The sequence below is a fragment of the Mesobacillus jeotgali genome, assembly GCF_031759225.1.
Classification (GTDB): Bacteria; Bacillota; Bacilli; order Bacillales; family Cytobacillaceae; genus Mesobacillus; species Mesobacillus jeotgali_B.
In genome coordinates this window covers 2,789,551-2,816,225 of record NZ_CP134494.1, presented here as the reverse complement: position 1 = coordinate 2,816,225, position 26,675 = coordinate 2,789,551, and the positions used below count along the sequence as shown (strand labels likewise).

General features: G+C 32.8%; 24 protein-coding genes. 21 read left to right on the top strand and 3 right to left on the bottom strand.

The genetic code is table 11. The annotated features are described in order from the left end of the window. Positions 1-154 precede the first annotated feature (154 nt). From RH061_RS14120 to RH061_RS14095, 6 genes are all read left to right on the top strand, one after another. On the top strand, positions 155-2,095 hold the full coding sequence (locus tag RH061_RS14120) for a hypothetical protein (protein ID WP_311071069.1): 1,941 nt from the start codon (positions 155-157) through the stop codon (positions 2,093-2,095). Between the two features lie 147 nt (positions 2,096-2,242). Continuing rightward, a complete protein-coding gene (locus RH061_RS14115) occupies positions 2,243-3,289 on the top strand; it encodes a hypothetical protein (protein ID WP_311071067.1) in 1,047 nt (348 codons plus the stop codon). A gap of 17 nt (positions 3,290-3,306) precedes the next feature. Then, on the top strand, positions 3,307-3,762 hold the full coding sequence (locus RH061_RS14110; RefSeq protein ID WP_311071064.1) for a hypothetical protein: 456 nt from the start codon (positions 3,307-3,309) through the stop codon (positions 3,760-3,762). A 111-nt stretch (positions 3,763-3,873) separates the two neighbouring features. Then, a complete protein-coding gene (locus tag RH061_RS14105) occupies positions 3,874-4,341 on the top strand; it encodes a RusA family crossover junction endodeoxyribonuclease (RefSeq protein ID WP_311071062.1) in 468 nt (155 codons plus the stop codon). A 136-nt stretch (positions 4,342-4,477) separates the two neighbouring features. Further along, on the top strand, positions 4,478-4,663 hold the full coding sequence (locus RH061_RS14100) for a helix-turn-helix domain-containing protein (RefSeq protein WP_311071060.1): 186 nt from the start codon (positions 4,478-4,480) through the stop codon (positions 4,661-4,663). Positions 4,664-4,731: 68 nt separating this feature from the next. Beyond that, a complete protein-coding gene (locus tag RH061_RS14095; protein ID WP_311071058.1) occupies positions 4,732-5,874 on the top strand; it encodes a tyrosine-type recombinase/integrase in 1,143 nt (380 codons plus the stop codon). An 85-nt stretch (positions 5,875-5,959) separates the two neighbouring features. On the opposite strand, the gene RH061_RS14090 is transcribed toward RH061_RS14095, so the two are convergent. Then, positions 5,960-7,051 (bottom strand): hypothetical protein, encoded by a 1,092-nt coding sequence (locus tag RH061_RS14090; protein WP_311071056.1) that lies wholly within the window; start codon positions 7,049-7,051, stop codon positions 5,960-5,962. A gap of 600 nt (positions 7,052-7,651) precedes the next feature. Here RH061_RS14090 and RH061_RS14085 point away from each other — a divergent pair. From RH061_RS14085 to RH061_RS14060, 6 genes are all read left to right on the top strand, one after another. After that, the gene (locus RH061_RS14085) at positions 7,652-7,996 is read left to right on the top strand and encodes a hypothetical protein (protein WP_311071055.1); all 345 of its coding nucleotides are present in this window, start codon (positions 7,652-7,654) and stop codon (positions 7,994-7,996) included. Positions 7,997-8,802: 806 nt separating this feature from the next. Next, positions 8,803-9,054 (top strand): hypothetical protein, encoded by a 252-nt coding sequence (locus RH061_RS14080; protein WP_169187968.1) that lies wholly within the window; start codon positions 8,803-8,805, stop codon positions 9,052-9,054. Next, positions 9,047-10,990 (top strand): insertion element protein, encoded by a 1,944-nt coding sequence (locus RH061_RS14075; protein ID WP_311071051.1) that lies wholly within the window; start codon positions 9,047-9,049, stop codon positions 10,988-10,990. The genes RH061_RS14080 and RH061_RS14075 overlap by 8 nt, the downstream gene beginning before the upstream one ends. Positions 10,991-11,107: 117 nt before the next feature. Beyond that, positions 11,108-11,629: a GNAT family N-acetyltransferase gene (locus RH061_RS14070; protein ID WP_311071048.1), complete on the top strand. Its 522-nt coding sequence runs from the start codon at positions 11,108-11,110 to the stop codon at positions 11,627-11,629. 470 nt (positions 11,630-12,099) lie between these two features. Further along, on the top strand, positions 12,100-12,288 hold the full coding sequence (locus tag RH061_RS14065; RefSeq protein WP_311071045.1) for a hypothetical protein: 189 nt from the start codon (positions 12,100-12,102) through the stop codon (positions 12,286-12,288). 715 nt (positions 12,289-13,003) lie between these two features. Continuing rightward, a complete protein-coding gene (locus RH061_RS14060; RefSeq protein WP_311071043.1) occupies positions 13,004-13,744 on the top strand; it encodes a hypothetical protein in 741 nt (246 codons plus the stop codon). 158 nt (positions 13,745-13,902) lie between these two features. On the opposite strand, the gene RH061_RS14055 is transcribed toward RH061_RS14060, so the two are convergent. Next, complete coding sequence (locus tag RH061_RS14055) at positions 13,903-14,319, bottom strand: hypothetical protein (protein WP_311071041.1); 417 nt, start codon at positions 14,317-14,319, stop codon at positions 13,903-13,905. Between the two features lie 378 nt (positions 14,320-14,697). Here RH061_RS14055 and RH061_RS14050 point away from each other — a divergent pair, with 378 nt between their 5' ends. From RH061_RS14050 to RH061_RS14030, 5 genes are read left to right on the top strand one after another with little or no spacing between them, the layout of a single operon-like run. Further along, positions 14,698-15,708, top strand: coding sequence for a hypothetical protein (locus RH061_RS14050; protein WP_311071040.1), 1,011 nt, complete (start codon positions 14,698-14,700; stop codon positions 15,706-15,708). Further along, positions 15,705-17,246: a DISARM anti-phage system protein DrmE domain-containing protein gene (locus tag RH061_RS14045; protein ID WP_311071039.1), complete on the top strand. Its 1,542-nt coding sequence runs from the start codon at positions 15,705-15,707 to the stop codon at positions 17,244-17,246. Before RH061_RS14050 ends, RH061_RS14045 begins: the two co-directional genes overlap by 4 nt. Before the next feature lie 15 nt (positions 17,247-17,261). Further along, positions 17,262-20,765 carry a helicase-related protein gene (locus RH061_RS14040; protein WP_311071036.1) on the top strand — a complete coding sequence of 1,168 codons (3,504 nt, stop codon included), beginning with the start codon at positions 17,262-17,264 and terminating at the stop codon, positions 20,763-20,765. A gap of 2 nt (positions 20,766-20,767) precedes the next feature. Then, entirely contained in the window at positions 20,768-22,660 is a 1,893-nt protein-coding gene (locus RH061_RS14035; RefSeq protein ID WP_311071035.1) for a DrmB family protein, read from the top strand. Between the two features lie 33 nt (positions 22,661-22,693). Continuing rightward, on the top strand, positions 22,694-23,212 hold the full coding sequence (locus tag RH061_RS14030) for a hypothetical protein (protein ID WP_311071033.1): 519 nt from the start codon (positions 22,694-22,696) through the stop codon (positions 23,210-23,212). A gap of 103 nt (positions 23,213-23,315) precedes the next feature. Here RH061_RS14030 and RH061_RS14025 read toward each other — a convergent pair whose 3' ends face one another. Next, a complete protein-coding gene (locus RH061_RS14025; RefSeq protein ID WP_311071030.1) occupies positions 23,316-24,107 on the bottom strand; it encodes a hypothetical protein in 792 nt (263 codons plus the stop codon). 103 nt (positions 24,108-24,210) lie between these two features. Here RH061_RS14025 and RH061_RS14020 point away from each other — a divergent pair, with 103 nt between their 5' ends. The 4 genes from RH061_RS14020 to RH061_RS14005 all read left to right on the top strand — a co-directional run bounded on the left by RH061_RS14020 (position 24,211) and on the right by RH061_RS14005 (position 26,673). After that, positions 24,211-24,831 (top strand): hypothetical protein, encoded by a 621-nt coding sequence (locus RH061_RS14020; RefSeq protein WP_311071028.1) that lies wholly within the window; start codon positions 24,211-24,213, stop codon positions 24,829-24,831. Positions 24,832-24,919: 88 nt separating this feature from the next. After that, a complete protein-coding gene (locus RH061_RS14015) occupies positions 24,920-25,552 on the top strand; it encodes a hypothetical protein (protein ID WP_311071027.1) in 633 nt (210 codons plus the stop codon). An 86-nt stretch (positions 25,553-25,638) separates the two neighbouring features. Further along, positions 25,639-26,148 (top strand): RadC family protein, encoded by a 510-nt coding sequence (radC, locus tag RH061_RS14010; protein WP_311071025.1) that lies wholly within the window; start codon positions 25,639-25,641, stop codon positions 26,146-26,148. 21 nt (positions 26,149-26,169) lie between these two features. After that, the gene (locus tag RH061_RS14005; protein ID WP_311071024.1) at positions 26,170-26,673 is read left to right on the top strand and encodes a hypothetical protein; all 504 of its coding nucleotides are present in this window, start codon (positions 26,170-26,172) and stop codon (positions 26,671-26,673) included. Positions 26,674-26,675: the final 2 nt, after the last annotated feature.

The window sequence follows — 26,675 nt, the reverse complement described above, 5'->3', positions numbered from 1 at the left end:
TTTATGGTCCTACTCGAGAAAGTTTAATAATCTGTTAAACGTAGTTAAAAAACACATTTACCATCATGGTTGATGAAAAATGCGAAAATGTGAAGTGGTTAGCGAAATTCCTTCACATTTTCGCATGTAAAAAGGTAGGAGGTAGTGATTAGTTGTGGGAACTTCGGAAGAGATAGCTGTGGATTTTATAAACAGATATAAGGAAATATTACGCAATACAGATTACGAGATAACCGAATTTGGAGAATTAATTGTAATCAAAGGAAAGAAAAAAATTATATTAACTAATTTCGTTTTTTATCCAGTTGAAATAATCAGGGAAGTTTCAAATGAGAGAGAGGATAAAATAAGATATGTATTTGAAGGGATATTAAAAGGAGAAAAAATTCTACCTAGAATTGAGATTTCCGAGGCGGATTTAGCTAATAGTAAATGGATCGGGAAGTGGAGTTCATTTTGTAGGATATTGCCTAAGGAAAAGGAGAATTATAATTTTCTTTTAGATATGATTTTCTTATTTGAAAAAAACACAAATGAAATTATAGAGTTTCAATCTATTGGGTGGAATAAATACAAAGGTAAATGGTTATTTTTGTATTCAGGAAGAGATAAGATCATTAATACGCTTGAGAAAAAATATAGTGTAAGAACTGTACATAAAGATTTTTCAATGATTTTCAATTCAAGTACCGAGGAAATTATAGCATATAAAAAAGCAATTGATATACTTAATTTTTTTGATAAAAAGTTAACCTTGTCTCTTTTTTCATTTTTGTTAACTTCTTTATTGACTACTCCTTTATCGAAGTTTAAAGACATGACCCCGAGTTTTTCACTCTGGATTTATGGTAAATCAGGCACAGGAAAAACTACTTTTGCCGAGTTATTTTCCAAGGTATTTGATAAACAAAACATGATAAGAGTAGATGCCTATAAGAACAAGCTTAAAGAAGCTGGCAAAATTTATAAAGACTCAGTTTTAATAGTTGATGATTTTGGAACTGATAAAACAAGAGATTCTGAGAAAAACACCTTGTTGAAAATTGAGAATTTAATAAGGCTTCTGAGTGATAGGACAAATTCACTAGATACAGATCAGATACCACAAGGATTATTATTATTTACCGGGGAAAGGTTTCTCGAGATAAATGAGGAAAATCATTCCACTGTATCAAGGTTACTACGTATTAAAATGGATAATATCTTTAATTCTAGTTTAGAGGGTTATTCTTATGACAAAATAGAAAGGTTTAATGAATATAAGAATGAGAAGTACTTGCAGACAAGTATTTATTATTATTTGGATTGGTTAGAGTTTAAAGTCAATAATGGATTGATAGATGATTATAAAACGGATTTTAATAAAATTAGGAATGAAATAAAAACTAATATACATGCCAGATACCTTGATAGTATTGCTCATTTGATTACATCTTTTAATTTTTATCTTTCTTATGGACAAGATAAAGGCTTTATTACGCCTGAACAGTACATGGAGTTGGGAAGTACCACAAGGAATATTTTTTTAGCAATATTAGAAGATCAAAAGAAAGCAGTTCCAGATCCTCGGATTGAGGAGTTTATTAGAATTTTTAAAGTACTTCTAACCAGCGGGAAAGTGAAAATTATAGAAAAAGGTTCTTTAACCTATCCTCCAATACTTAATAAGGATAAAAATATATATGGGATTTTAGATACTGAAAGTAACATCTTAAAATTACACTGGCAACCTATTTTAACAATGCTGGATGAGTATACAGGAAATTCTAATTACCCTACATCCTCATTCGTTGCCCATAGTAAGACGTTTGGTAAGTTATTGGTTCAGCATAGAATGGTTAAAACTCATGAGTACCAATCAAGAAATAATATTACAACTCCTTCGGTTACCATTGAAAATAGCATTAAAGTAAAATGCAGGGTGATCGATTTTCATACAGAAAAGATACCGGACATAGTTAATCTTATTAAGGAGCTAAACCCACCAATAGTACTTAATTCTGACTCCTTTATACAAGAACAAGCGCCAAAGAGGGGAAAGAAAAAAGCACATACATTTCTTATAGATGGGGTAGAAAACAAATTCATAAAATAATTAAAGTACAAGAATCGAATATGATTCTTGTACTTTTTTATTTTGATCTTAACAGATAAGTAATTCTTCAATGTTTAGAGATGTATACACCCTTCTTTAATATCTCCATTTATTGTAAGGAATTACTACACTATAGGAGTGTTATGTATGTATGATACTATATCTATCTTCTATAAACTGGATAGAGACGAATATGATTATTTTTTTAAGTATCTGAATGAATTAAGTTATAACAAGGTAGGTAAGAAACTGTATAAACCAAGAAATGATAAAAATGCTTATGTTACTTATGCTTTTATGGAATATGGTTTTTATGAAATTAAACTTAGATGGAGAAAAGATAAAAATTACCGAGCAATAGAACTTTTTATCAAACCCAAGCTCTTAATCGAAACTGGTAATCACTATGAAGTGACTAATCCAGAAGAAATGGAAAAAGTAAGGGAAGTTTTCAATAGATACGCTCAAAAGCATCGATTACCTGATTTATTGTTTTGGAATGTGAAAAGAATCGATTATGCCATAGATATAAATTTACCTAAAGAAATGATAATTAAATATTTGTTCCTTTTTAAAAAAAGTAACCATCCTGAATATATGAGGATAGATAAAACAACTCAACGATTTTTTGATTGTGAACATAATCTTTATCTTAATTCTAAAAATATAACTATTAACTATTATGATCGATACAAGGCATTAAAAAATAAACAACTAGTGGGCGAGCTCATTTTCCTTAATACCAATAGGGTGAGAAATAAATTTAGATTGGAAATACAGTATAAAAATTGCAAAGGAAAATTGTATAACTTTTTAAATTATGAATTTGGAAAAAGTACTATTCTTTATTTTTATAATTTGGTAATTGGACCAGGAGCGTACCTACCCTTAGAAAAAGCAATAGAGAATACATTTAACGAAAATATCTCCTTTAAAAAGGGGGTAAAGTTGAGGAATTTTTTGAAATACATCGACAATGAAGGTGGGATTTTCGAGGCGAAAATGAGGTTTATTAAAGAAAATAATAATAGATGTAAGGCAATTAAGGATTTTAGCAAAATGTTAAATGATATCAGAAAGTTAGGGCTAAACCCTATTTGTTTACCAAGTTCATGGGGAATGGACCAGATGCCCAATTTAATTGATAAAATAAATGACCAATTCGATCAAATAAAATCAAATTTCCTTAATTAATAGAAGTGGGTGTATCTATGGATAAAACAATAAAATATCATGACCTTGTAAACCAAATTAACTTAAGAATACCTGTTAAGAAGATGCTGAGTAGTGTTAAGTTCCATTTAGCTTTGTGTGATTGTTTAGTAGAATTGGCTGAACGTTATAATTGCCTAGGTATTAAAAAAAGAGTTCTTCATGGGGACCGTCTGGATGTACTCTGGATCGATAAAAATACCGAAGAAATAAAACTAGCGTTTGAAGTCGATGGGGGGTTCAGATCTAGATCAATAAAAAGATTAATAAGGGTTAAAGCAAAGGAAAAGGTTTGGATCTTTTATGGAAACTCGACGGGTATCGAGGAATTTATTAAGAAAAACGATCCTACTTCATCGATATTAATTATAAATTTGGATAATTACAGAAAACATTTCAGATTGAAGAGAAGAAAACGAAAGAAGAAAGAAATCATCAATAGTTTATTTAGTTGATCTTTGTATCTTTTAATAACTTATGAGTCTTTTTGACTTTATTAGTTATATATTATAAAGGTGAAACTAAGGTATGAAGTAATACACTACAAAGTTAAGGGAGGATTTGGATTGAGAATAGAGTTCACGGTTTTTGACACCCCGCCCAAAAAAAGCGGAGCTAACTCAATGTGGAATTCAAAATCTGAGAGATCTAGAATTATTTCCCTAAGAAAGAAGGCTTACGAAGCTTCATTGGAATATGGTGAAATAGTTAAAAAAAATTATATAGGGCTTGAAGTAATTCTATTTATACCAAATAAAAAAGATATTTTTCGGATCGGAGATCTCGATAATTTTATTGGTGGTATCTGTGACGGATTGCAAGCTGCCAGTTATTCTGCTTTAAAATACATCGACATGAAAGACAAAGAATTGCAAAATGTTTATCCTCACTTACCTATTTTTATAGAAAATGATAATAGAGTAGTTTTTATCAAGGCAACCAAAAATTATTCTAAAATTGAACAGATTCATTATAGAATTATTCTTTCCTTCTTAAGTGAGTTAAATGAACTTGATAATGAATTATCTGAATAATGGACTAAATCCTTTTTTTCAACAGTTAATTTAGTTTAATAATAAATTAACTTAATCTAAACAAATCAATAAAAGGATTAGTTAATTTTTAATACTCAAGACTAGTTTATAAAAGAAGGGGAGAAGGGGATAATAAGTGTTCTCAGAATATGATGATGTAGTTGAGATTGAAGATTTAATGGAAATATTAAATATAGGTAGAAATAAAGCGTATATACTTTTACAAAATGGAGAAATAAAGTCATTTAAGATTGGAAGGGTATATAAAATACCTAAAATCTGTATAAAGGAATATATTATTAATCAGATTAAAAAAAAATAATTACTATCAAAAAATAAGCGGGGATTTTTCCCTGCTTATTTTTATTTTAAAAAACAGGAGGGTATAAAATGAAAGGAAGCTTAAGAAAAAGAGGGAAAAAGTGGTATATTATTGTAGATATAGGTACCGACAATGGAAAAAGAAAACAAAAGTGGATAAATACGAATTGTGAAAAAAAGTCTGACGCTGAAAAAGTATTGAGAGATACTTTATTGAAAATTGATAACAATATATTTATAAGTCCAATTAAACTTACATTTACGAGTTTTATTACCGACTGGTTAAATAATGTAATTGTGAACCAGGTAGAAGAAACTACCTGGGAAAGTTATGAATTAGTCGTAACAAAACATCTTATCCCCTATTTTGAAAAAAGTTTTAAAAATTTAGCACTTCAAGAGTTAAAACCTATTCATATCCAAAAGTATTACGAATATAAGAGTAATCCAGAAAGTGGAGGGTTGTCACCGAATACACTAAGGAAGCACCATGCAAATCTTAAAAGCTCCTTAGACTTTGCTGTTAGAATGGGATTATTATCGTCCAATCCTGCAGATCGAGTAGTGTTACCTAAAAAAGAAAAATATAGGGCAAAATACTATACTGTAGATCAATTAGAAAAGTTATTTGAAGTTTGTGTTGGTACTCCAATTGAATCCGCAGTTTATATTGCTGCCCATTATGGTTTAAGAAGGGGAGAAGTATTAGGATTAAAATGGGATGCAATCGATTTTAAAGGTAAGACAATTACAATTAAAGAGACAAGAGTGAAATTTGGCAAAAAAGTTGTGACTAAAAAACCTAAAAGTGAAAGCAGTTATAGAACTTTACCATTAATTAGGAAAATTGAAGAGTATTTAAAATTATTGAAAAAGAAACAAAAGAAATCCAAGCTATTATTTGGTAAAGAATATAATGATGGCGGGTATATTTGCTGTTGGGATGAAGGAACTCCATTAAAAACGGATTATCTCAATCATAAGTTTAAAAAAATCATTCGAGAAAATAATTTAGAAGAAATCCGATTTCATGATCTAAGGCATAGTACCGCTAGCTACCTTTTAAAAAATGGAATGTCACTAAAAGAAATTCAAGTCTGGTTAGGTCATTCTGATTTGAATACAACTGCAAATATTTATGCTCACACTGATATGGAAATGAAAAAACAAACCGCGAAAAAAATTGATGGAATTTTCTCAAAAGACCTGTGAGTCTTCAATACTGGCTATTGGAAACCTGAAATATATGTTAAGGACACCTCTATAGAATGATGGTGTCCTTTACTTCAAAATATTTTCATTCTAATTCTTTTAGCCTTTCCTTGAAAAAATTTGTTTTAGGTCTGACCTTTGTCATTAGTGTTTCAAATTGTATATAACTTTCTGTTTCTGAGACAACTAATCGATATAAATATTCAAAGTAAGTATTAGAAAATACCTCAGAAAAAGGTGGAATTTGAGCTTTTGAAGTAATTAATTGAATTCTAATCCGTTTCAGTAGCTCTAATAATACTAGAGGAGTTAAGTAATATTTATTGGATAAATATTGATAGCCCGGAGGAATATCAAAATCTACATCGAAATCTTCCATACCTTCCGCTTGAACGATACCCCATTCTTCATATGGAATATCTTCAGCATTATTTACATTGTATTTTCTTTTATCTCTATCGATCTTTGTTTGTATCAGCTGTTCAATTTCGAATATCTCTCTTTGGATTATACCGTGGTGGATATTTTTTTTATTGAATCTCCTTGAAGTTTCATACAGGCATTCCCTTATGAATGCGGGATCATCAAGAAGGTGAGTAAGTTTTACAGGTGCTTTCTCAAAGGATATCCTGTTGTCAAATAAATATTCTAAATCTTTTTCTTCTTTAACAAAACGTAAAAGATAATAAAACATGTTTATCTTATCCATATACCTTATTTTTACTATCTCTCTCTCGTGTATCCAGTTTTTTTCTCTATATAATTGTTTTTGGTATCTTTCACTTTCTAGTTCTTTCTTCATTTCAATGGTTTTTGGACCCATTCCTCGATCTGTTTTGGTAATGAAAACCATTCTGGTTAAGTCCTCATGTTCAAGAAATAAGTTATTAAAATCTTCTTTCATTTTGGTTTTAATTTTCACGTCAATATCATCATAATTACTGTATTTCTCAGGACCGAAACACGCTAAATACGCTCCTGTTCCTAACATTCCATCTGTCCTTTTATCACCATTAACTCCAACTGATTTAGTGGCAGTAATAACCGTATTAGTAAGATGAAAAAATCTATAACAAAACTCCTGGAATAAATCTCCTGAGAATTGATTAACCTTAATGCAAAAATCAGGATATGATAAGGTTCCAACTTTTATATCATTATCTCTTAGGAAATACATAGTATTATCCTCCAATGCTATTGAAGATATATTTTATATTCAAGAATGATTATTGCGGATGAAGAGAGCCACTTGTGCGGAGTTTTGAGCCATTGATTGCGTAAGATAGAGCCACTGTTTGCGGATGGGAGAGCCAGCAAGATAAATAAGAACAACCTCTTTTATAATAAGAATTGTGAATCTTTACCCCCTTGGTTTTTTTATTAAGCCGTTCGGTTGAAAGGGAGAAAAACAGAAATAACAAAGCATTTGGAGGTGGAATTAGCACGCTAATTCGCACCTCTTTTTTTGGTTGATACACCAACCATTGTTGATGATTTACATCTTTTTAACATAATAATTAGCACCACTTTTAGCATGTTAAATCGCAAGCATACAATAATTTTTGTACACTTGATAAAAGATGTGTTAAAACAGATGTAAATTCTGTTATTAGTTCTTTAAGAATATATAAAGACTCCCTATATTTATCAACATTATTAAAGGCATATTGGGAATTTGTGTTAAAATAAAATGAGAGTATGTGAAAGATAGTTCTTAAACTAACGAAGCAGGAATGTTCAACAAGGGTTATGTATTTTTACAGGGGGAGAGTGTTTTATGAAAAAGATAATAGTCCCTATTTTAATTGTTTTTATATCGGTTGTTTATATCTATCAACAGAATCCTATGGTTACAGGAGAAGCAGTAGTCCACTCGGTTGAACTTATGCAAAAACCATCAGAAGAATGGGGAAGTTCTATTTCTCCGATGGATTTGAGTGAGTTAGAAGGATTAGGACCTGATAACGTTAACGCAACACTAAATATAAGGGAGGGGCTTTGGTATAGGCTCTTAAATAGGAAGCAATGGGAGGTCACAATAAAATTTAAAGGGAATGAACCAACAGTTGTTTTTGATGCAACTACTGGTAAATTGCTTGACCTTTATGGACCTTTAAATTAAATACTCGCTTGTTCAACTATCGGAGCAGTTTTGCATAATAATCATACATAGATATTTTAGGGATTTTTTTGAGGTGATTTAAAAATGCGACCCTTTTTAAAAAAGTTTGTAGTTCTACCATTGATGTTTCTTATATCGTGCATTTTTGTTTATTCTACCGCTTTTTTTGACGGAAAAATGATCAAAACATATGACGAGTTAAAAGAGAGTTTCCCTATGTTTATAGGTTTCCCAATAGGATTTGTGGAGCTGACAGTAGTTAACATTGATCCGCCTTTACCTTATTTTTATGGAATAAGATGTTGTGGAACAGTATGGCATCAAGATAAGTTCTTACTTTCAGTTTTAATAGTATTTCTCTTTTTGTGCCTAATATATCTGGTTGCTTATTTTGTAATTTCAAGAGTAAAAAAGAACACTTCTAATTCCAACTAAAAGTGCAGCATTCCTGTTATACATCTAAGTTTGTGAACAAATGTACTTAAACATAAGGGTGCTTTAGTTTAAGTAGACTGCAAATTCAAAGAAAAAGGATCAGATTGAATCTTAACGGGTTCGGTATTAAGGTAGAAAAATTAAATATGTAATATAGTTAGGACTCTAATTCGTATATGAATTGGAGTTCTTTTATTTGTTTACACATAGGCATTTTACTTAGTTTATTATCTAAATTCGTATGAAAATTAGCATATCAATTGGTAGAAGTCTGCTGACCAGCAGACAGTCTCCAATTACTGTGTTAAAATGTGTGCTAATTGGACATACTAATTGTATGACCAATTTTAGAATACGGAGGACGATAAGAATTGAAGTTTATAAAGCCCAAAAACAACAAAGCAGAAAACGTAGATTGGCTTATATCCGAACGAGTACGAGCTATCGTCAAGACCTACGCAGAATATACGGAGTATAGTGAAAGCGAAGTCGTTGATATGTTGCTGCTCAATATTTTAGATGATAAAGATTTTATAAAATGGATTGAAAACAGACGTAATAATCGACGGATTGTGAAGCAATTGGAAATCGAGGATTTAGTGGAGACTGATAAAATTGTCTAAATTAAAACGATTGGCGACCAAAGAAGATAATCTAGTTTTTATTCCTTCCCCTGTTTCTTCAGAAGAAATATCGGAAAGAGCTAAAGATTATAATGTTTTGACTCCAAAGCAGTTCGGAACAAAACACAAAGGTTTGTTGTTTATGCCGATTGATTTCAATTGGAATGGAAAAATCCATCAAATCCAATATAACTATTGCTCCAACCCTTATTGTAAGTGGCACGGGCTTCCGCAAGAAAAATTCCTAACTAAAGGGAAACCAAGCCGATACAAATTATCGGGTTCTGGTAAGGATAAAACCATTCATTGCAATCCCGCCCCCATTAATTCAAACAAGTTAGCCACATTGGGGTGCCATACAGTTACTCTATCCAATTGGTCAATTTCTCAAGAAATCGAACGGTTAATCCAAATCAACAGTGTGCAAGATTTGGAGCCTGATTATCAGTTTCATAAGGAAGGATGCAATTCCGAAGGCTCTACCCCATTCAATGAACCGAAAAGATTTTATAAACAAGGGAAAAGCACAGGTAAATCGCAACGATGGCAGTGCAAATCGTGCAAGAAGTTCACCAATGTCTTACCGAGCGGCAGAAAGTCCATCACCTATCACCAACAAAGAAGTGACGTTCTACCACTGTTTACGAAACTGTTATTAAGCCGTGTTCCAATTACAAGAGCTTGTGAAATCTTGGAGATTGGGCGTGGGACATATTATAACAAATTAGAATTTGTTTATCGGAGATGTTTGGAGTTTTTGGAACGACACGAGACCAAACCACTTCAAACGATGCACTTTAAAGAAATGTGGTTAAACACTGATAAGATGACCTATTTCCTTAACAATGTTCGCAAAAAAGGAATGGGCGGCAGCGAATATGATGATGTGGAGGAAAGCCAGTTTCCAACCAGTGTCGTGGTTACTGCTGATGTCTTTTCAAGATATGTGTTCCGCAGTGATGTGGCATATGATTGGGATATTTCGTTGGGGGATATTGCTCTTGATACCGTTCTTATGAAAGAGGACCATTTAAATGAATTTGCCAAGAAACACGCTCGTATTCCAAAGTATTCTCATTACCCAATGCCGCCATCAAAAAATGATACACAAACAGAAGTTGAGTATCGGAAGGATTTAGAGAAGATTGAACGCAGGGCGAGATATATGGATGGATTACACGTCAATTCGACTTATACAACGATTGCTCATTTCTGGCTTATCAAACAACTTATAAAGGCTTCTGAATGGCGTTTCGTGACCGATGAAGACAATTCTTTGGTGACTTCCCTTTTTCGAGTATTCGCCAAAGAATTCCGCTTGTCTGATGCCCATCACTTTCTCTGCCAAACGGATAAAACGAAATCGAGAAAACAAGCCCGTGAAGAGTTTGTTCAAGCGAGGGTGGATTTGGTTAATTGGGGGTTAAATTCTGGGTATGATACAAAGTCTCTGAGGAAATTAGCGTTCCTGAAACTAGAGGAACTATTCCACACCCATCAATTCCATAAAGAAATTAACACGGGGGTTTCTAGCCATTTTGAATATGCGGATAATCCAATTGAGCATCCTTTAGCGACTATTGACAGAGGATTTAGATGGGTAGATTGCACAACCAATCTGTCATCAATTGAACCAAAAGATATTGCTAATCTTATTCTGGAAGTTAATGATAATGCGACCAATACCTTTATCCAACACATTCGGAGGAGATTATCCATCTTAGAAAGACCATTGACCACTGCCCGTGGCGATGGCAAAAGTTATATCTATTCCAATTTCAATCCTAAGTATGCTCAAATGGCTCTTACCATCCTTCGAACATATTACAATTTTTGTTTTGCTTATAAAACAAAGGATAGAATTGGCACTCCTGCACAAAGGTTAGGAATTGCAGAAAAAGAATTTAATATAAAGGACATAATCTATATGCAGTAGATAAGGATAAATTCTTCAGTTTTCTTCCCTAATTTCATAATTAACTGTTAAAATTAATTTAACATTCTGTAAAAAGCGATATGAAACAATAATCATTAAAACGGAGGGTTTGAAAGTATGAATATTAGGGAAGCAAAATTGTCAGATGCCGAAGCAATAGCGAGAGTGTATGTTGATAGTTGGAAGAGCACATATAAAAACATAATTCCAGACTCTTTCTTAGAAAGAATGACTTACGAAAAAAGAATACCACAATGGATTAATAACATATCAAGAGATGACAATTATGTTTATGTTGCAGAAACTAACGATGGTGAAATAGTTGGAGTTGCCGATGGGGGAAAAAGGGAAACAAATCAATTCGAGAATTCGGGAGATTTAACCTCTATATATATCAGCGAGGAATATCAAGGACAAGGAATAGGAAAAAAATTAGTCGAGAGATTATTCTCAAAGTTAAAGGAATTAGGGTACCAAAGGATATTTGTAGAAGTATTAGATGACAATAAATCAAAATTCTTCTATGAAAAATTGGGTGCGGAATTTTACGAATTAACAACAACGGAAGTCCAAGGAAAAGAATTGAGTTTGGTGATTTATGAATGGAAAGATGTAAATTCGGTACTAATCCCAAGTTGATAATTGAGTGACATATAAAGTAAAAAGCAATGGAAAACTAATTCCACTGCTTTTTTTATTGTTAATTTAATGATAATACAGATACTAAAATTAATGCTAATTGGGGTTCTAATTTGAATTTTCTACTTCAAAACCGAACCCGTTAATTGAATCTGATCCTTTTTTTGTATTGTTATTTGTATTGCTGATTCGCTTGCTAAAACTAGTGTTAATTAACATGTTAAATTACGTTTTCTCCCTCTCAACCGAACGGGTTATTTTTTTATCTAGAGGGGTTTTTCGTTGTAAAAGACTTACATATTTAAGTAGTTCAGTGTAAACTGAATTTACAGAAATAAATGAACAAAAATTCATAGTTGTCTGAATAATGTGAGTAATGTATTATAATTGTAACTCATCAAAAGCTATATTACTATTGCTGGATAATCAATATTTTGATGCGCTATTTAAATTGGAAAAGGAGGAAACTTATGAAAAAGTATATTTGTAATGAGTGTGGAGGAGAATTCTCCAAAAATCAACTCGATTCAGAATTACTGGTAGAAGGTGAGTCTTTCTGCAAAGGATGTGCTAGCAGCTTAATGGAAGCTGGAAGAGACTCTGTAGATCCTAATCATAATTTTGATTCGTATGAAGACTGGGACAAAAATGGACGTTAACTAAAATAACAGAAGTATTAAGAATAGACCTCAATATAGTTGGTTAAGATTTTTTATTATTTCTTTGCTTACTATATTGGGTGCTATAGTATATTCGCTTTCCGAAACAATCAATCTTTTTTTGAAAAAACAATCTTATATCTGCTCGATAAGAACCCATTTTGATCAATCTTTTGACAAATTGGGTTCTTATTACTTATTGTAACATGTGGGTTTGGGAGGTGCTTATGAACAAACCTCATTTATAAGCTACACAAGTGGCTCACTCACGCGCAGTCACTGGCACTATTGTCCGCAAACGGCGGATCAAAACTCCGCACAACTGGCTCATTCTGTCCGCAATACTCATTCAAGAAATAAGGGTAATTTTCCTTTTTTAACTCGGGACGAGTACAAAATAATTTATTTGTGGTGAAATTTTATTAACCTAATTATTGAATACATTGATTTATTACCCATTTTGAGACCGACATAAAAAACTTGTCTCTACAAAAGAAACAAAGCTGAGTTAAACCTTTATGGACAATCAATAAACTAGACGAATCATGAGCATATTCTAACCTCTTAACAGAATACAAATAGAAATATAACGAAAATCATGAGCTTTTAACCCATGAAGAAGTGACATACTGTATAGATCTACTTAAAAATGAATATAATTTTAATTTTGAGTTAAGGTCCAGAATTATAAAAAAGATTTGTAAGGAGGATAAAATTGGATAAATCATTAATTAACCAGTGTTTATACAATTGGTTAGGGTATGGTAATCCTAACGCTATGACCTGGTTTGTAGGTACTGAAGAAGCTGGGGCTGAATTTCATGGTAATAACAAAACTCTTGAACATGAAGAAAGCATGTTAATTAGGTCAGAATTTAATTTAGCAATGGATTTTCGTTATGTGTGGGAGGAGCTATACAAATTACCGTTAGAAGGATTTAAAGGAAAAAGGGTATGGCATTATATGGCTGTTTTTTTATTGAATTCCGATAATAGCCATGAAATCAAAAATTATATATTCAATTATAAAAAATTAGGCAGAACAAATAGTAATCATTTTTTGTGCGAATTGTTACCGTTGCCTAAACCTTCCAAAGGGAGAATTGAGCCTTATAAACATTTTTGGAGATCCATTACAGATTATCACGATGAGGTCTTACCTAAAAGAATTGATTTAATATTAAACACGCTTTCTAGCAATCAAAAAGTGAAACTAATAGTTTGTTATGAATCACTGTTTGTTGGAGAGGTAGTAAAGAGATATAACATTATGATTTTGGAGGAATGTAATAATGAACACTATTGCTTATATCTTTGGCAATTCTCTAAGGGTAGGACAATATTTCTTTTGTCTACGCCTTTTTTTGGTCAGTCCAGAAGTAAAAAATTAACATTAAGCTATAAGGGATTAAAGGAAACCGCTATTCATACAAAAAGAACAATACAAAATAAATAAAAGTAAAGCCTTCCAGAGGGATAAGTTATAGCACTATTTTTCTTGATTTAATAGCAAAAGATTTATAAATAAATGGCTTGTAAGCATTTCTAGCTAGACAAGCCATCTTAACTGTATTTTAAATTCATTTCAAACTCTACTGAATAATTTATTAATGGCTAGTTTTTGTGTATTATTTTCGGTTCCCATTGTAACTCTTTAGTCCTAGGTGATTTTTCATTAAATTGATAATGCATACCACTTCTGAACCACTGGGCGCTACCTTTAAGAAAGGTTTTTTGTATAGTTGGTTCATAACCAAAGTAACCCAAAATATGTCTAATTGCTGTCCCCACCATTTGTTTTACAAAATCTTCTTTAATATTTAAATCCGTTCTATCTCCAAACTTAAACTCTAGATTATTTGCAACTGCTTCAATTGCTGGTCTCTTATTCTTGCAAATAGTTACCATCTCATATACTTGCCAGGGTTCTCCAAGCCAATAATAGATTTCTTCAAATGATTTATTGTTGCGAAAACCATTGTACTTTGGATATTCAGAAAAAAAATCCAATAGTTCTTGCCGTTTATTCAAATCACCAATCCCCAGACATCTAAATTTACATCTTTATTTTATAAGACCCAGATTTAGATGTCAAGACTGTTGTTTTTTTTAAAACTTGAATTTTCCTGAGTTGTTCCAGGAGAAAAATGCTCTACTGATCAGAGGGCATAGTTTCGGTATTTGATGAACAGTTCTTCAGTTCGTTACTTACAAATTTGTAAAAAAAATTAAAGGATAGGGATTGTAGATTAACTCTGGTGATTAATGCCAGATAAAGAGAGCAGATGATTAACTTTCATGAAAAAGATATGGAAATAAATATGTTATTTCGACTAATTTCGACATTGTGATTTCTTTGGAAAAGATATTATTAAGGTAGATAATTGGAAAATGATAGGTGGTGTTGACTTGATCACTGAAAAGAACCTAGATCGTCTATACATAAAAATTAATAATAAGTGGGTTGCGCTTCCAGAATGGTCTAACTATTTTATTAATTTAGGAAAAACGTTCCATTCAAACCTTTCCCCTAATATTTTTGCTAGGATGGTTCTAACCTTACCCTCCAGGGATTATGCAGGTGTTTTTACGGGTGCAGGTACTATACTCTCAATGCTTTCTAGTGAATTAGACGAAAAGGTAATCAACGATCACTTCGAGGACATTAAAAATCAAAAAGTCGGTACCTCTGTGATATATAGAAAAAAAGATCGTATTTACCGAGGTATTTTTAGTGGAAAAGAGTCAGTTGGAGGGGAAGAAAGATTAAAAATAACAATTCAGAATACCAGTACTGGGAGTTCACGAAGTTTAACTGAACTTTTAAATAGAAAACAAGCTCTTTCAGTACAAATTGCTGAAAACAAAGACTATAAACTTCCCCAGAACCCTCAAGGTAAAGAAGTTAAACAATCTCCATTTTTAAAATTGGGGTTTGCTGGATACGATATTAGCCGACTTTTAACCTTATCACAATCAAATTTTTATTATATAGGTAGAAAAAAGAGAGTAATGGAGGAAGCAGTTGAAACAGAAATTGCAGTCTTAGATCCTGCAACAAGAGAATACATAGCATCAAATCTTAATGAATTGCTACGAATAAAGGATTTTGTTGGTGAGCAGGAGTCATACCAATGTACCTTAATTCCTAGCAGTTCAAAGGATCATTCTTTTGGAAGTTTGTCACCTTCCACCTTTACAATTTTTGATGGAGCAACAAGTTATTTGCGATGGGCAGAACAGTTGAAGAATACACATTGGATTTTAATATTAGACAGAACAGAAGTGCAGTTTCAAAATGCGCTCTTTCATTTACAAGAAGAGTATTTATTATCAAGTAAACAACAAAAGCAATTAAATATTGAAACCGATATACCGATGGGAGTAGAAATGATGTATTGGGAGGTGGCACAAGAGTGAGCATAAAATCTTTTGCAGCTGTTAATAACCTTTATGAAATTTCAAAAGATTATCGACTGCATTTTCATAGGCTTGAACACCTTGACTTGAGGAATTTTTCAAATGCTTTAACTCGTTTAGAAAAAGTAATTTTCAAAGAAGAATTAGCTGAAGAACCAATACTTCATGACTTAATTTCTGGATTCCGTAAATATCGCTTTTTTTCAGTCTCTTCTCTTTTATCTTTTAAGGAATGCAATTCATTTTTGGAAACTGGTAAATTAAAGTTGTTATATAAAAGATGTTGCAATCTTTTTCCGAATATTCTTGATGAATTACGAATTTGTTACGCCGCTTTTGATGATTTGGTACGTTCGGTTGAAAATCCAATATTAGAATACATTGAACAAAAAATTAGAGTGAAACCTAACACGGGAATATTACTTAAGGGAACGCCTGATTACGAATCCACTATTAGAGGTTTTAAAAAAAGTTTTTCACAAAGTACGTGTAAGTTAATAGGTCCACAAATACTTAAAACGAATACTTTTTTTGAACAGATAATCATAATTGGACCAAGTCGCTGGTTTCCCAGTTATATCTACAATAGTCCTCATGCACCTGTTATTCACACTATTACGTATAAATGGTTGGAACAAAAATTTTATGAAGCACCACCTTTGGCAGAAATCATTTCTGCAGAGTCTTCTATATTTTCCGGACGGACTCTGAGATTCGATGATCAATTTTCCGTAACTAATGTTATGGATGATATAGTTTTAGACACTAATATTGAGAGAACAATAGACTACGGTTTTGTTGAAAAACACATGAATTTAGGACAGTTAAGCCTTTTTGACAATGAAGAAGAGAATGTTGAAGCTAAATTAGTATTTTTGAGCGGAGGAAAGGGGATATTTTTAGAGTCTCTTCCTGTAAAAAATATATTTTCTATTTATTCAGACTCAGATGGATTTACTGTAGGTAAAGTTTCAATAAATGAGTTAGAGCAGGGTTCTTACATATTAATTCGAACTGGAACCAAACAAGACTTAATACGTATAAAAGCCGATGAAATTATTGGGACGGGTGCATTAACATTCAGGAAATTTAATTTGAAATGGAAAAATAGACTTAAAAAATTAGTTGTAAAAAATGGAATAGAAGCTGTTCAAAGAGCTTTAAAAAAGTTAGGAGTCAAAAATCCAGTAGATACAAATATTCGAAACTGGGTTTCAGAGGAAACAATTATGCCCGCTTTAGAAAGCGATTTCAAAGCAATATTGAAATTTGTAAAATTGCAAGATGAAGAATCGAAACATATTAAAGTAGCGAAACTCTTACGTAAAGCCCATTTAGATGCAGGGAAATTAATCAGAGCTAAACTAGTGACCCAAATAAAAAGTACTGATTTATCAGCATTAGAACTTAAAGGTGAACACCTGTTTAATCTTCCTGATGAAAAAGATGTTTCTTTTACGGCATTTCGAGTAGAGTTTATATCTGATCAACAATACAAATTACCAATAAGTAAATTAAGAGAAATTATAGCAGTTTAAATTAGGAGGTTACATATGAGTCTTATCAGCGATAAAGAAACTATAGATCCATTATCTAGGTTGAGGGAAAAAAATATAGAAAATCGTGAACTGCTGATTAATTCACTTAAGAAAGAATTTATTGGGATGGAGCCTTTTGAGGGGGAAGAAATAGATTGTTCAGGTGATATATCTTTTGAAAAAGAAGAGGTTGCTTATAGACCTTATATCCAGAAAGATTCAGGGCAGGAAATCATTCAACGTGGAACACCATTAGCTCGATATGGAACGGCTATACTATTCCCTACCGGTCAAGTTTCTGGAGAAGATCTAGAATCAAAAATAGAAACTGAAGTTGAAGACGACAATGAAAATCTTGTAGATAAAAAGTCATTAGAAAAAATAGAAAAAAGACAAACGGATAAACTAAAAGATGCTTCAGAAGAATTTGATATTTCACCTGCCAATTCTTTTAAGCCTAATAGTATGGCGCTAAGTTTTAAAGGAAAAATTACATCTGAATCCAAGTTAATAATTAGAGTAAAAGGGGGACGGTATGTTCCAAAAAAAATTGGAATTAATGAAAAGGAGAGAGAATGGTGGCTGCGTGTACCTGTAGAAGGGATGTTTTTATGTTCTGGAAAGGATCTTCTTGAAAATACAATCTGTACTGCAATATTGATCGATTCTATTGAGAGCCTTAAGTTAGATGTTAAAGTTGTCTCACGCCCACAAAACGACGGCACAAGGCTTTTGACAGTAGGATTAACTAATCGAACAGATGGAGAAGCGAAAGGGAAAATAGATAGTAATTGTCTATTCCAAGCAGAATTTATTGTAACGATAGATGATCCTGAAAACCAATCATGTATCCTTGCTTATCCAGAAAGTGAAAACTTTAATAATTTGGATGACGAAGAAAAGTCAATAGCAATGTTATATCGTAATTTAAAAACCTTTGCCATTGGTCATGGGTGTGCTGCTGACTGGGGAGATGTCCAAAAAGGTGAAAAGGTTAAATATGTTAAAACTGAATTCCTTCCTACATATGAAACGAGAAGTATGACCCCAGATATTAAGCGTAAAGACGGTACAAGAATAGAAGTTTCAATGAAGCAATTAGCTGGCTTAGAAACTGGCAATGAAGGTTTTGAGGACCTTGAGGAAATTATCGAATTGTATCGTGAGTGGATTGAAAATCAAACCGAAAGTGTAGTTTTACTTGATCCGAAATTTCATAAGGTAGCATATGAAAACTTGAACATCTGCTCCCAAACCGCTGATAGAATGGAAAATGGGCTAAAATATTTAAAAACAAATGCAAATGCTTTAACTGCATTCAGGTTTGCAAATCATTCAGTTTTATTACAACAAATCTCAGGTGAACAAAGAGAAGGCATAATTGAGGATGATACCCTTATTTTCCATACTCCTTATAAAGAGCCGGATTTGGATCATTTACCTGGTACTAAAGGCAAGTGGAGAGCTTTCCAGATAGCCTTTTTATTGATGTCCATTCATTCCGCTGGAGAAAAAGAATCAAAAGAAAGAGAAATAGTGGACTTGATATTTTTTCCAACTGGTGGTGGGAAAACAGAGGCATACTTAGGGCTAGCAGCCTTTTCAATGTTCATGAGAAGGATTAAAGATAAAAACGATGCGGGCGTTGATGTAATAATGCGATACACACTGAGGTTATTAACTGCAGATCAATTTCAAAGGACATCAAGATTGATTTGTGCAATGGAGTTTTTACGAAGACAAAACGTAAAATTACTAGGTCCACGAGAGTTTTCGATAGGTATTTGGTTGGGAAGCGATACAACACCAAATAGTAACAAAAAAGCATTAGAATCTTTAAAGAAGATTAAAAGTGGAAAGACAGAAAATAATCCTTTTATTTTAAATACTTGTCCATGGTGTGGTGCGAAGCTTGGTGAATACAAGGTAAAAACTTCAAAGAGTAAAGTAAAGTCATATCAAAAAAAACCTAAAAATAAAATTGCATTTTTAGGTTACAAAGGTCTTGTTGATAAAGTGATAACTCATTGCCCAGATCAAAATTGTATTTTCTTTGAAGCTCTACCAGTCTATATTGTTGATGAAGAAATTTATAAGGAAAGACCTACATTTATTATTGGTACTGTAGACAAATTTGCAATGCTTGCCTGGAACTCAGATATCAGGTCTCTATTTGGAATTAATGAAGAAGGTAGAAGAGAACTTTCACCCCCAGGATTGATTATTCAGGATGAGTTGCATTTGATTTCTGGTCCATTGGGATCTTTAACAGGATTTTTCGAAACAATTATAGATGAGTTTTGCACTGACAGACGATTTTCTAGAAATCATAGAGCTAAAATTGTTTGTTCAACAGCAACAATCAGAAGGTATAAGGAACAAGTTAGTGCTTTATACGCAAGAGACCAGATTAGACTCTTCCCTTCCCCGGGATTAAACGAGGAAGACTCATTTTTTGCAACTTACGCACTTGACACTAATGGAGAACTTATGCCTGGAAGAAAATACGTTGGGATAAATACTCCTATTTTAGGATCAATGCAAACATTGCAGGTAAGAGCGCTTACCACATTATTACAGACACCAATGCAACTTCCAGATAAAGAAAGAGACCCTTGGTGGACTTTACTTCTATTTTTTAATAGTTTAAGAGAATTAGGAACTACAATAACTTTAATGCATTCAGATATTCCTAACCATTTAAAAGTATTAAGGAATCGCTTTGGTATTAATTTTGATCAAATTAGAAGGTTAAGAAGAATAGAAGAATTAACTTCAAGGCTTTCTAATGACGAAGTCTCCGTTGCAATCGATAAATTGAAGCAGAAATATGATGATACAGGAAAAGTAATCGATATTAGTCTTGCGTCTAATATTATTGAGGTTGGAGTAGATATTGATCGTCTTTCCCTTATGTCGGTCACCGGTCAACCCAAGACAACTGCTCAGTATATACAAGTTACAGGACGTGTTGGTAGACGCTGGTACGAAAGACCAGGATTAATAGTAACCTTATATAGTGCAACTAAACCTAGGGACCGCTCTCATTTTGAGAAATTTCGCAGTTATCATCAAATGTTATATGCACAAGTGGAGCCAACTAGTGTCACCCCATTTTCACCAAGAGTAATAGATCGTGCTCTGCATGCTGTGATGGTAGCGTATGTTCGCCAAACTGGCGAAAAGCATAACATTACTTCACCAAGACCTTTTCCAGAAGATCTACTCTCTGAAATTGAGCATATTATTCTAGAGCGAGTTAAAAAAGTCGATAAAGCTGAACTAGAGAGTGTAAAAAGCGTATTTAATAAAAGAAAAAGAGAATGGAGAAATTATGAGCCGCTTAGATGGAGCGGAAATCCTGATGGGGACGATTATCCATTATTAAGGGTCGCAGGTCAATATGCAGACAGTAAAGCTAAACGCCTTTCGTGGGCTACAATGATGTCCATGAGGAATGTGGATGCCCAATGTAAGGGTAAGATAACAGACCTATACTTAGATATAGAGGAGGACTAAGGATGGTAGAAATACCAGTACGTCGCGCTCAGTTGATTGCTCCGTTTGGTCCGGGAGCATTAACAGTAACAAAAGAGGGAGTGTCCGTAATTTGCGCCGGAGTTGACCATTGGTATAAAGATTATTACGGAACATATGAAAATACTGATTTGGATCATTATAAAATTCGTGAATGGCGCTTAGAAAGGCTCTTAAATGTATCCCATTTTCGATTGCCACCCGATTTTCGTGTTAAAGGACAATCTGACTTAGATATTAATTTGTATTTAAACGTCCCCTTTTTACGATTTCCCCAGTGGCATTATTGTCGCTTTTGTGGTCGGTTAGAAAAATTTAAACTTCATGTGAGTTCAAACAGACTAGAATGTCCGTCTTGTAAAAAGAAAGGTAACAGTAATCATCTAGTGCAGGTTCCGTACGTAGCTATGTGTGAACATGGTCATTTGCAAGATTTTCCTTGGAGGGAGTGGGTTCATGCAGAAGTGAACCCTAATTGTAAACAACCTATGTATCTAGAAAGTACGGGTGGTACAGGCTTATCCTCAATGGTTGTTAAATGCGAATGCGGTATTTCTCCGAGGAGTCTAATGCGAGTTACTTCTGCTTCTCCAAACGGTACTACTTTTTTAAGTGAAAACTTAGACAAGAACAAAGATATAGTATTTACATGTCAGGGAAAACGTCCATGGTTAGGTACTGAAGACAGTGAGCCTTGTTCAAATCATTTAAGAGCAACACTTCGGAATGCATCTAATCTTTATTTTGCTAAGGTAAAAAGTGCGATTTATATACCAGGAGATAATAAGAAGGAAGTTGAAGAAGTTATAGATATATTTCAAACAGAAACCTTTCAGACCTTTCTCGGGCTTCTTAACGAAGTTCAGTTATCTAATGAAAAGAAAGTTGAAAAGCTAAGGAACCTCGCGAAAAGAGAACTGAAACCATATTCTGACAGTTTGTTAAAAGAGGCTTTGAGCAGATTGGATGCCGAGTTCAAACCAAATGAATTAGAAATAAATGAAACTAGATACGAGCACCAACTTCGTTATGAAGAATATAAAGTACTAACCGAAACAACAGACCAGCATAATTTGAAAATAAAAAGTTTTGCAATGAAAGAATATAAGAAAGATGTATCTGATTTTTTTTCTGATGTGTTTTTAGTTGAGAAACTAAAAGAAACTAGGGTTCTTGCGGGTTTCACTAGAGTTATAAGTGAAAATGGTTTAAGCACTGATGAATTAAAGAATATGCTTAGGCAAACTAATTTAAGTTCCCAAGATGAGAATTGGTTGCCAGCATATGAAGTTTATGGTGAAGGTATATTTTTAAAGCTTGATGAAAAAAAATTATGCGATTGGGAGCAGAATACGGAAGTACTTAAAAGAATAAAACCATTACAAGATAAATTTGATGATCTATATTCACAAGGACGAATTGAATATAAAGAAATATCCCCTAGATATGTATTAATTCATACTCTAGCACATCTATTGATTAATCAATTAACTTTTGATTGCGGATATAGCACAGCTGCATTAAGAGAAAGATTATATGTTTCCAATCACACCCAAGAAAGTATGAATGGATTGCTTATTTATACAGCAGCAGGTGATTCTGACGGGACAATGGGTGGACTTGTAAAAATGGCTAAACCAGGTTATTTGGAAGCAGTAATTAAAAAAGCTATTGAAAATGCAAGATGGTGTACTGCAGATCCCGTATGTATGGAAATTGGTTCTCAAGGTGGACAGGGACCAGATTCAGCAAACCTTGCTGCATGCCACAACTGCACATTAGTTCCGGAAACAGCTTGTGAAGAATTTAATCGATTCTTAGATCGTGCATTGATAATTGGAGATTTACAAACAAATAAAATAGGTTTTTTTAATTAAGTAAATGAGTGTTATTTTGTTTGGAGGTTTTATATGATAAATTGGCAATATTTTCCGAAATCAAATCAAATTCCTGAGCATTTACAAACTTGTACTGAAATATTTAACAAGTATCACGAAAAATTTGATTCGAGTACCTATACATACAATAGTGATGAAGTGCTCAAATTTCTATCGATTGATTTCCTTAAAGAAGGATATCGTGTCGAAGTTAGTAAAAAAAAGGTAGATAAAATTAACGTTCCAGTCCTATTTGGACTTAATGGAAAGCTGGAAAAATCTTTTGCAGCAGATGCATATAATCCCGAATTAAAAACTGTACTTGAAGTTGAGGCAGGTAGGGGAGTTGCAAACTACCAATTTCTTAAAGATTTATTCCAGGCGTGTCTAATGCACAATGTTGATTATTTAGTAATTGCAGTCAGAAAAGTTTATACGACTGTAAGTTCAACTAGCAAAGACTTCGAAAAAGTATTAAATTTTTTCAATGCGCTTTATGCAAGTGGCAGATTAACTTTACCTTTAAAAGGTATTCTAATAATTGGCTATTAAAGATTTTAGTTAATTTATTTTGTTGGTTTCCAAATAAATATGTAAAAGACCAGGAGTACTAATATCATTCCTGGTCTTTTATACTTATCTCTAGGTATTTAATTTATAAAATTGATAGCTCATCTATAAATTCGTTTATTTGCTTTTTAATGCGAAATAAATTATATGTACGTGCCTCTTTTTGTTCTAACCATGATACAGAGGGATCCAATTCAAGCTGTTTTATAGAAGAAGCTATTTTTTGGAATTTTATTCTATAAGTAGGGCTTAATTTCTGCTGGATATCCGAGGGTAATTCAAGCCCTTTAACGGGAAACTGGTGAATATCTGCCAATACATCATTGAACTTTAACTTTTTTAATTCTAACATTAACTCTTTTAAATGTATCTTTAGAAATTCTGTTGGATCTGTTGTGTCATCCTTAAAAATTTGAAATAATTCTTTGTAGTGTTCTTTAAAAACCAATGGGTTTTTACATAGAAGATTCTTTATCTCCGTCCATGACATAACCTTAACTTTGAATAATCCCTGTACTTCATGTTCTTGATTGATTTTTCTCTCTTCCTCTTGAAGAACAGTATCTGATGGACCAGTATAAGCTAGTATAAAGTGACTTAGTGGAGGTTTAAAATTTTTAGCTTTATTTACTTCTTCTCTAAGTTCTGATGGCGTCACTTTTCCATCAGTGTGGATAAAATCTTTAGTTTTACATTGGACACCATGTATTTCCTTTCCACCATATGGGGAACCATATACATCTACGCCAAATTGTTTCTGCCCTTTTCGACCATGTAAAGAGGCGTCTCTATCTTTCCATACAACAGACCAAAGTGAATGGCAGAGTTGTTCAAATTTTTCCCACTGTTCGGGAGGGGGTATTTGAAAATTTGTCATTATATAGCTCCTAAATAATTACTTTTATTAAATTTTAATCTTCCACACTAATTGTTTCAAGTAGTATTTGGAGTATTACCGAAAAATTAAAGGGGGCAATTTGATGAATAACAAGTTAGATATATACAACCGAGAAGTATTACTGAAGGATAGTTTTAATAACTTTTGGTGCAGAATAGCAAATTCAGATGTAGACTTATATTCTAATTTAACTGATAAAGATTTTATTGAACTGAAGGTTGCGATTAAGAACATTAATGATATTCTAACCTATAAAACTACTATTAAGTTTTTCGATTGGATTAAAGAAAAGTTTAAAATAGATCTAATTTCATATCAGGAAACAATGGACATAATACTTGCAACAAAACCTAATACTAATGGATTTGATATAAGAAATGATAAATATAAAATCCTTGCTGAAATTAAATGTAATTTGCCCTTGAATAATGGAAATGTTTTTGGAAGGCAGCAAAGGTATAAGATGCAGCAAGATATCGAGAGCCTTTTATATGGTAAAAAGAAATTAACAGATTTAAATAATATGGAGTATTATAAGTTTTTAGGTATTTATAGCATAGGGAATACCACCGATCTTGCAACACGAAAATTTCTTCAATCCAAAGATATGAAAGAGCTACATGAAAAAGTTGAGATACTTAGTAACCCTAAAAATGAATCACTACAACTTAGTAAGGATAAGGTTTATATAGTTTACATTTAATATATATTTCTTGTAATAACTTTTATCGTTTAAGCCATATTTCAAGGGGAAAAAGGAAGAATAAAAGAGTTTAATAACAGGAGGGTACATGGAAATTCCCTTTGGCAAATCCGAGTTCTTTATAATAACTTTACTACAGTGGGAAGAAACTAATTTCGTTGATTTTCCTTGGCGATCTACGTCAAACATGTGGCATGCCTTAGTAGCGGAAGTAATGTTACAAAGAACAAGAGCAGAGCAAGTAGTTCCGGTTTATGAAGAGTTCTCTAATAAGTACCCTACTCCTAAAAGTTATTTGGATGATGACTTCTCTTTAATATTTTGTAAATTAGGTTTACCTAAGAGGCAAGTTGAGTTGCAGAAGTTAGCGGTAATATTTAATGAGAAACATATTCCAATAGATAAAAGAGAATTATTAGGCTTACCAGGTGTGGGACCATACATCTCTGCCGCTTTTCGCTCGTTTCATTTAGGTATCCCGGATACTATAATAGATAGCAACGTAGTTCGATTATATGGACGTTATTTCGGCTTTAAAACACATGCAGAAACAAGACGAGAAAAATGGTTTATTCAATTTGCTGAAAAATTAACGCCAATTAGTGACAATAGGAAATATAATTACGGATTGATTGATTTTACTAGAGCGATATGTAGACCCGCCCCTAAATGTAACGAGTGTCCTTTAAATAAAAAATGTGATTTTATAAAGAGTAAGTAAAATAACAAAATTCAAATATATATTATTCCTCTGAATATATTCAGTCCTGATTATCTAATCAGGGCTATTTTATTGGAGGGAAAGTAATGAGAGCATATTTTACAGAAAATAATAACCAAATGGAATTGTTTGACCAAGGCAATTTAGCAAAGCGACCTGCAAAAAGAGTCAATATTATCAGCTTAAAGGTCATTAAAGAAAGTAGCTTCCTTTATCCAAAAAGAAATGTAAAATCTCCAGAAGATGCCTTTACCTTGCTTAAAGAACACTTAAGTGACGTTGATCGAGAATATTTTATGGTCGTTTGCTTGGACACTAAAAATCAACCTACCGCAGTAAATGTATGTCACATTGGAAGTTTAAATGCTAGTTTAGTACACCCGAGAGAAGTTTTGAAACCAGCTATTTTATCCAATGCAGCATCAATATTAGTTGCACATAATCATCCGAGTAATGATCCCACACCAAGCAGAGAAGATATTGAGGTTACTAAAAGATTAAATGAAGCTTGTAAAATTGTCGGAATTGACTTATTGGACCATTTAATTACTGGATCGGATAGATTTGTATCACTTAAGGAAAAGGGTTATTTATAATTTAGGAAAAGGGGATATAATATGCCACTAGCTAAATATGGAGTATGGACTCCTTCAGCAGGTGTTATTTGTTTTAAGTGCCATGGACCTCAGTTTAATAGCGGTTCCTACAATGTAAATAGCGAGATTTGGAGAGAACTTCAAAAGGAACAACCGTTAAAAAAGGGAAATGCCATTACATTTTGTGACAAATGTTATTCTGCTATCCAATTAATTGAAAGTGTAGCAGAAGAACACAACATGGTTGCGCGATTAAGAGAAACTGGAATTGATGCTACTATGGTACAGACAGGTGGAATGTGTTCTGCGGGGGAAATACCAATAAGCTCCGGATATTACTTATTCACCTATAGCTTTGATGGAGATAAAACTTGGTGGGTAGTTGAATATGATGAGGAAGGAATTCCTGTTAATACTGTAGAACATCTTAATACTCATACAGCAGATGCTATGTTCGAAAGTCTTGTAAAGTTAATGAATATCTGCGAGAAGAAAGAAACCGAGCCACCTGGCTCGGCTTCTTAATT

Coding starts and splice junctions, on each gene's coding strand:
- RH061_RS14115 (WP_311071067.1), top strand. CDS start 2,243: ATGTATGATACTATATCTATCTTCTATAAACTGGATAGAGACGAATAT.
- RH061_RS14110 (WP_311071064.1), top strand. CDS start 3,307: ATGGATAAAACAATAAAATATCATGACCTTGTAAACCAAATTAACTTA.
- RH061_RS14095 (WP_311071058.1), top strand. CDS start 4,732: ATGAAAGGAAGCTTAAGAAAAAGAGGGAAAAAGTGGTATATTATTGTA.
- RH061_RS14090 (WP_311071056.1), bottom strand. CDS start 7,051: ATGTATTTCCTAAGAGATAATGATATAAAAGTTGGAACCTTATCATAT.
- RH061_RS14085 (WP_311071055.1), top strand. CDS start 7,652: ATGAAAAAGATAATAGTCCCTATTTTAATTGTTTTTATATCGGTTGTT.
- RH061_RS14070 (WP_311071048.1), top strand. CDS start 11,108: ATGAATATTAGGGAAGCAAAATTGTCAGATGCCGAAGCAATAGCGAGA.
- RH061_RS14065 (WP_311071045.1), top strand. CDS start 12,100: ATGAAAAAGTATATTTGTAATGAGTGTGGAGGAGAATTCTCCAAAAAT.
- RH061_RS14040 (WP_311071036.1), top strand. CDS start 17,262: ATGAGTCTTATCAGCGATAAAGAAACTATAGATCCATTATCTAGGTTG.
- RH061_RS14035 (WP_311071035.1), top strand. CDS start 20,768: ATGGTAGAAATACCAGTACGTCGCGCTCAGTTGATTGCTCCGTTTGGT.
- RH061_RS14030 (WP_311071033.1), top strand. CDS start 22,694: ATGATAAATTGGCAATATTTTCCGAAATCAAATCAAATTCCTGAGCAT.
- RH061_RS14025 (WP_311071030.1), bottom strand. CDS start 24,107: ATGACAAATTTTCAAATACCCCCTCCCGAACAGTGGGAAAAATTTGAA.
- RH061_RS14020 (WP_311071028.1), top strand. CDS start 24,211: ATGAATAACAAGTTAGATATATACAACCGAGAAGTATTACTGAAGGAT.
- RH061_RS14015 (WP_311071027.1), top strand. CDS start 24,920: ATGGAAATTCCCTTTGGCAAATCCGAGTTCTTTATAATAACTTTACTA.
- radC (WP_311071025.1), top strand. CDS start 25,639: ATGAGAGCATATTTTACAGAAAATAATAACCAAATGGAATTGTTTGAC.
- RH061_RS14005 (WP_311071024.1), top strand. CDS start 26,170: ATGCCACTAGCTAAATATGGAGTATGGACTCCTTCAGCAGGTGTTATT.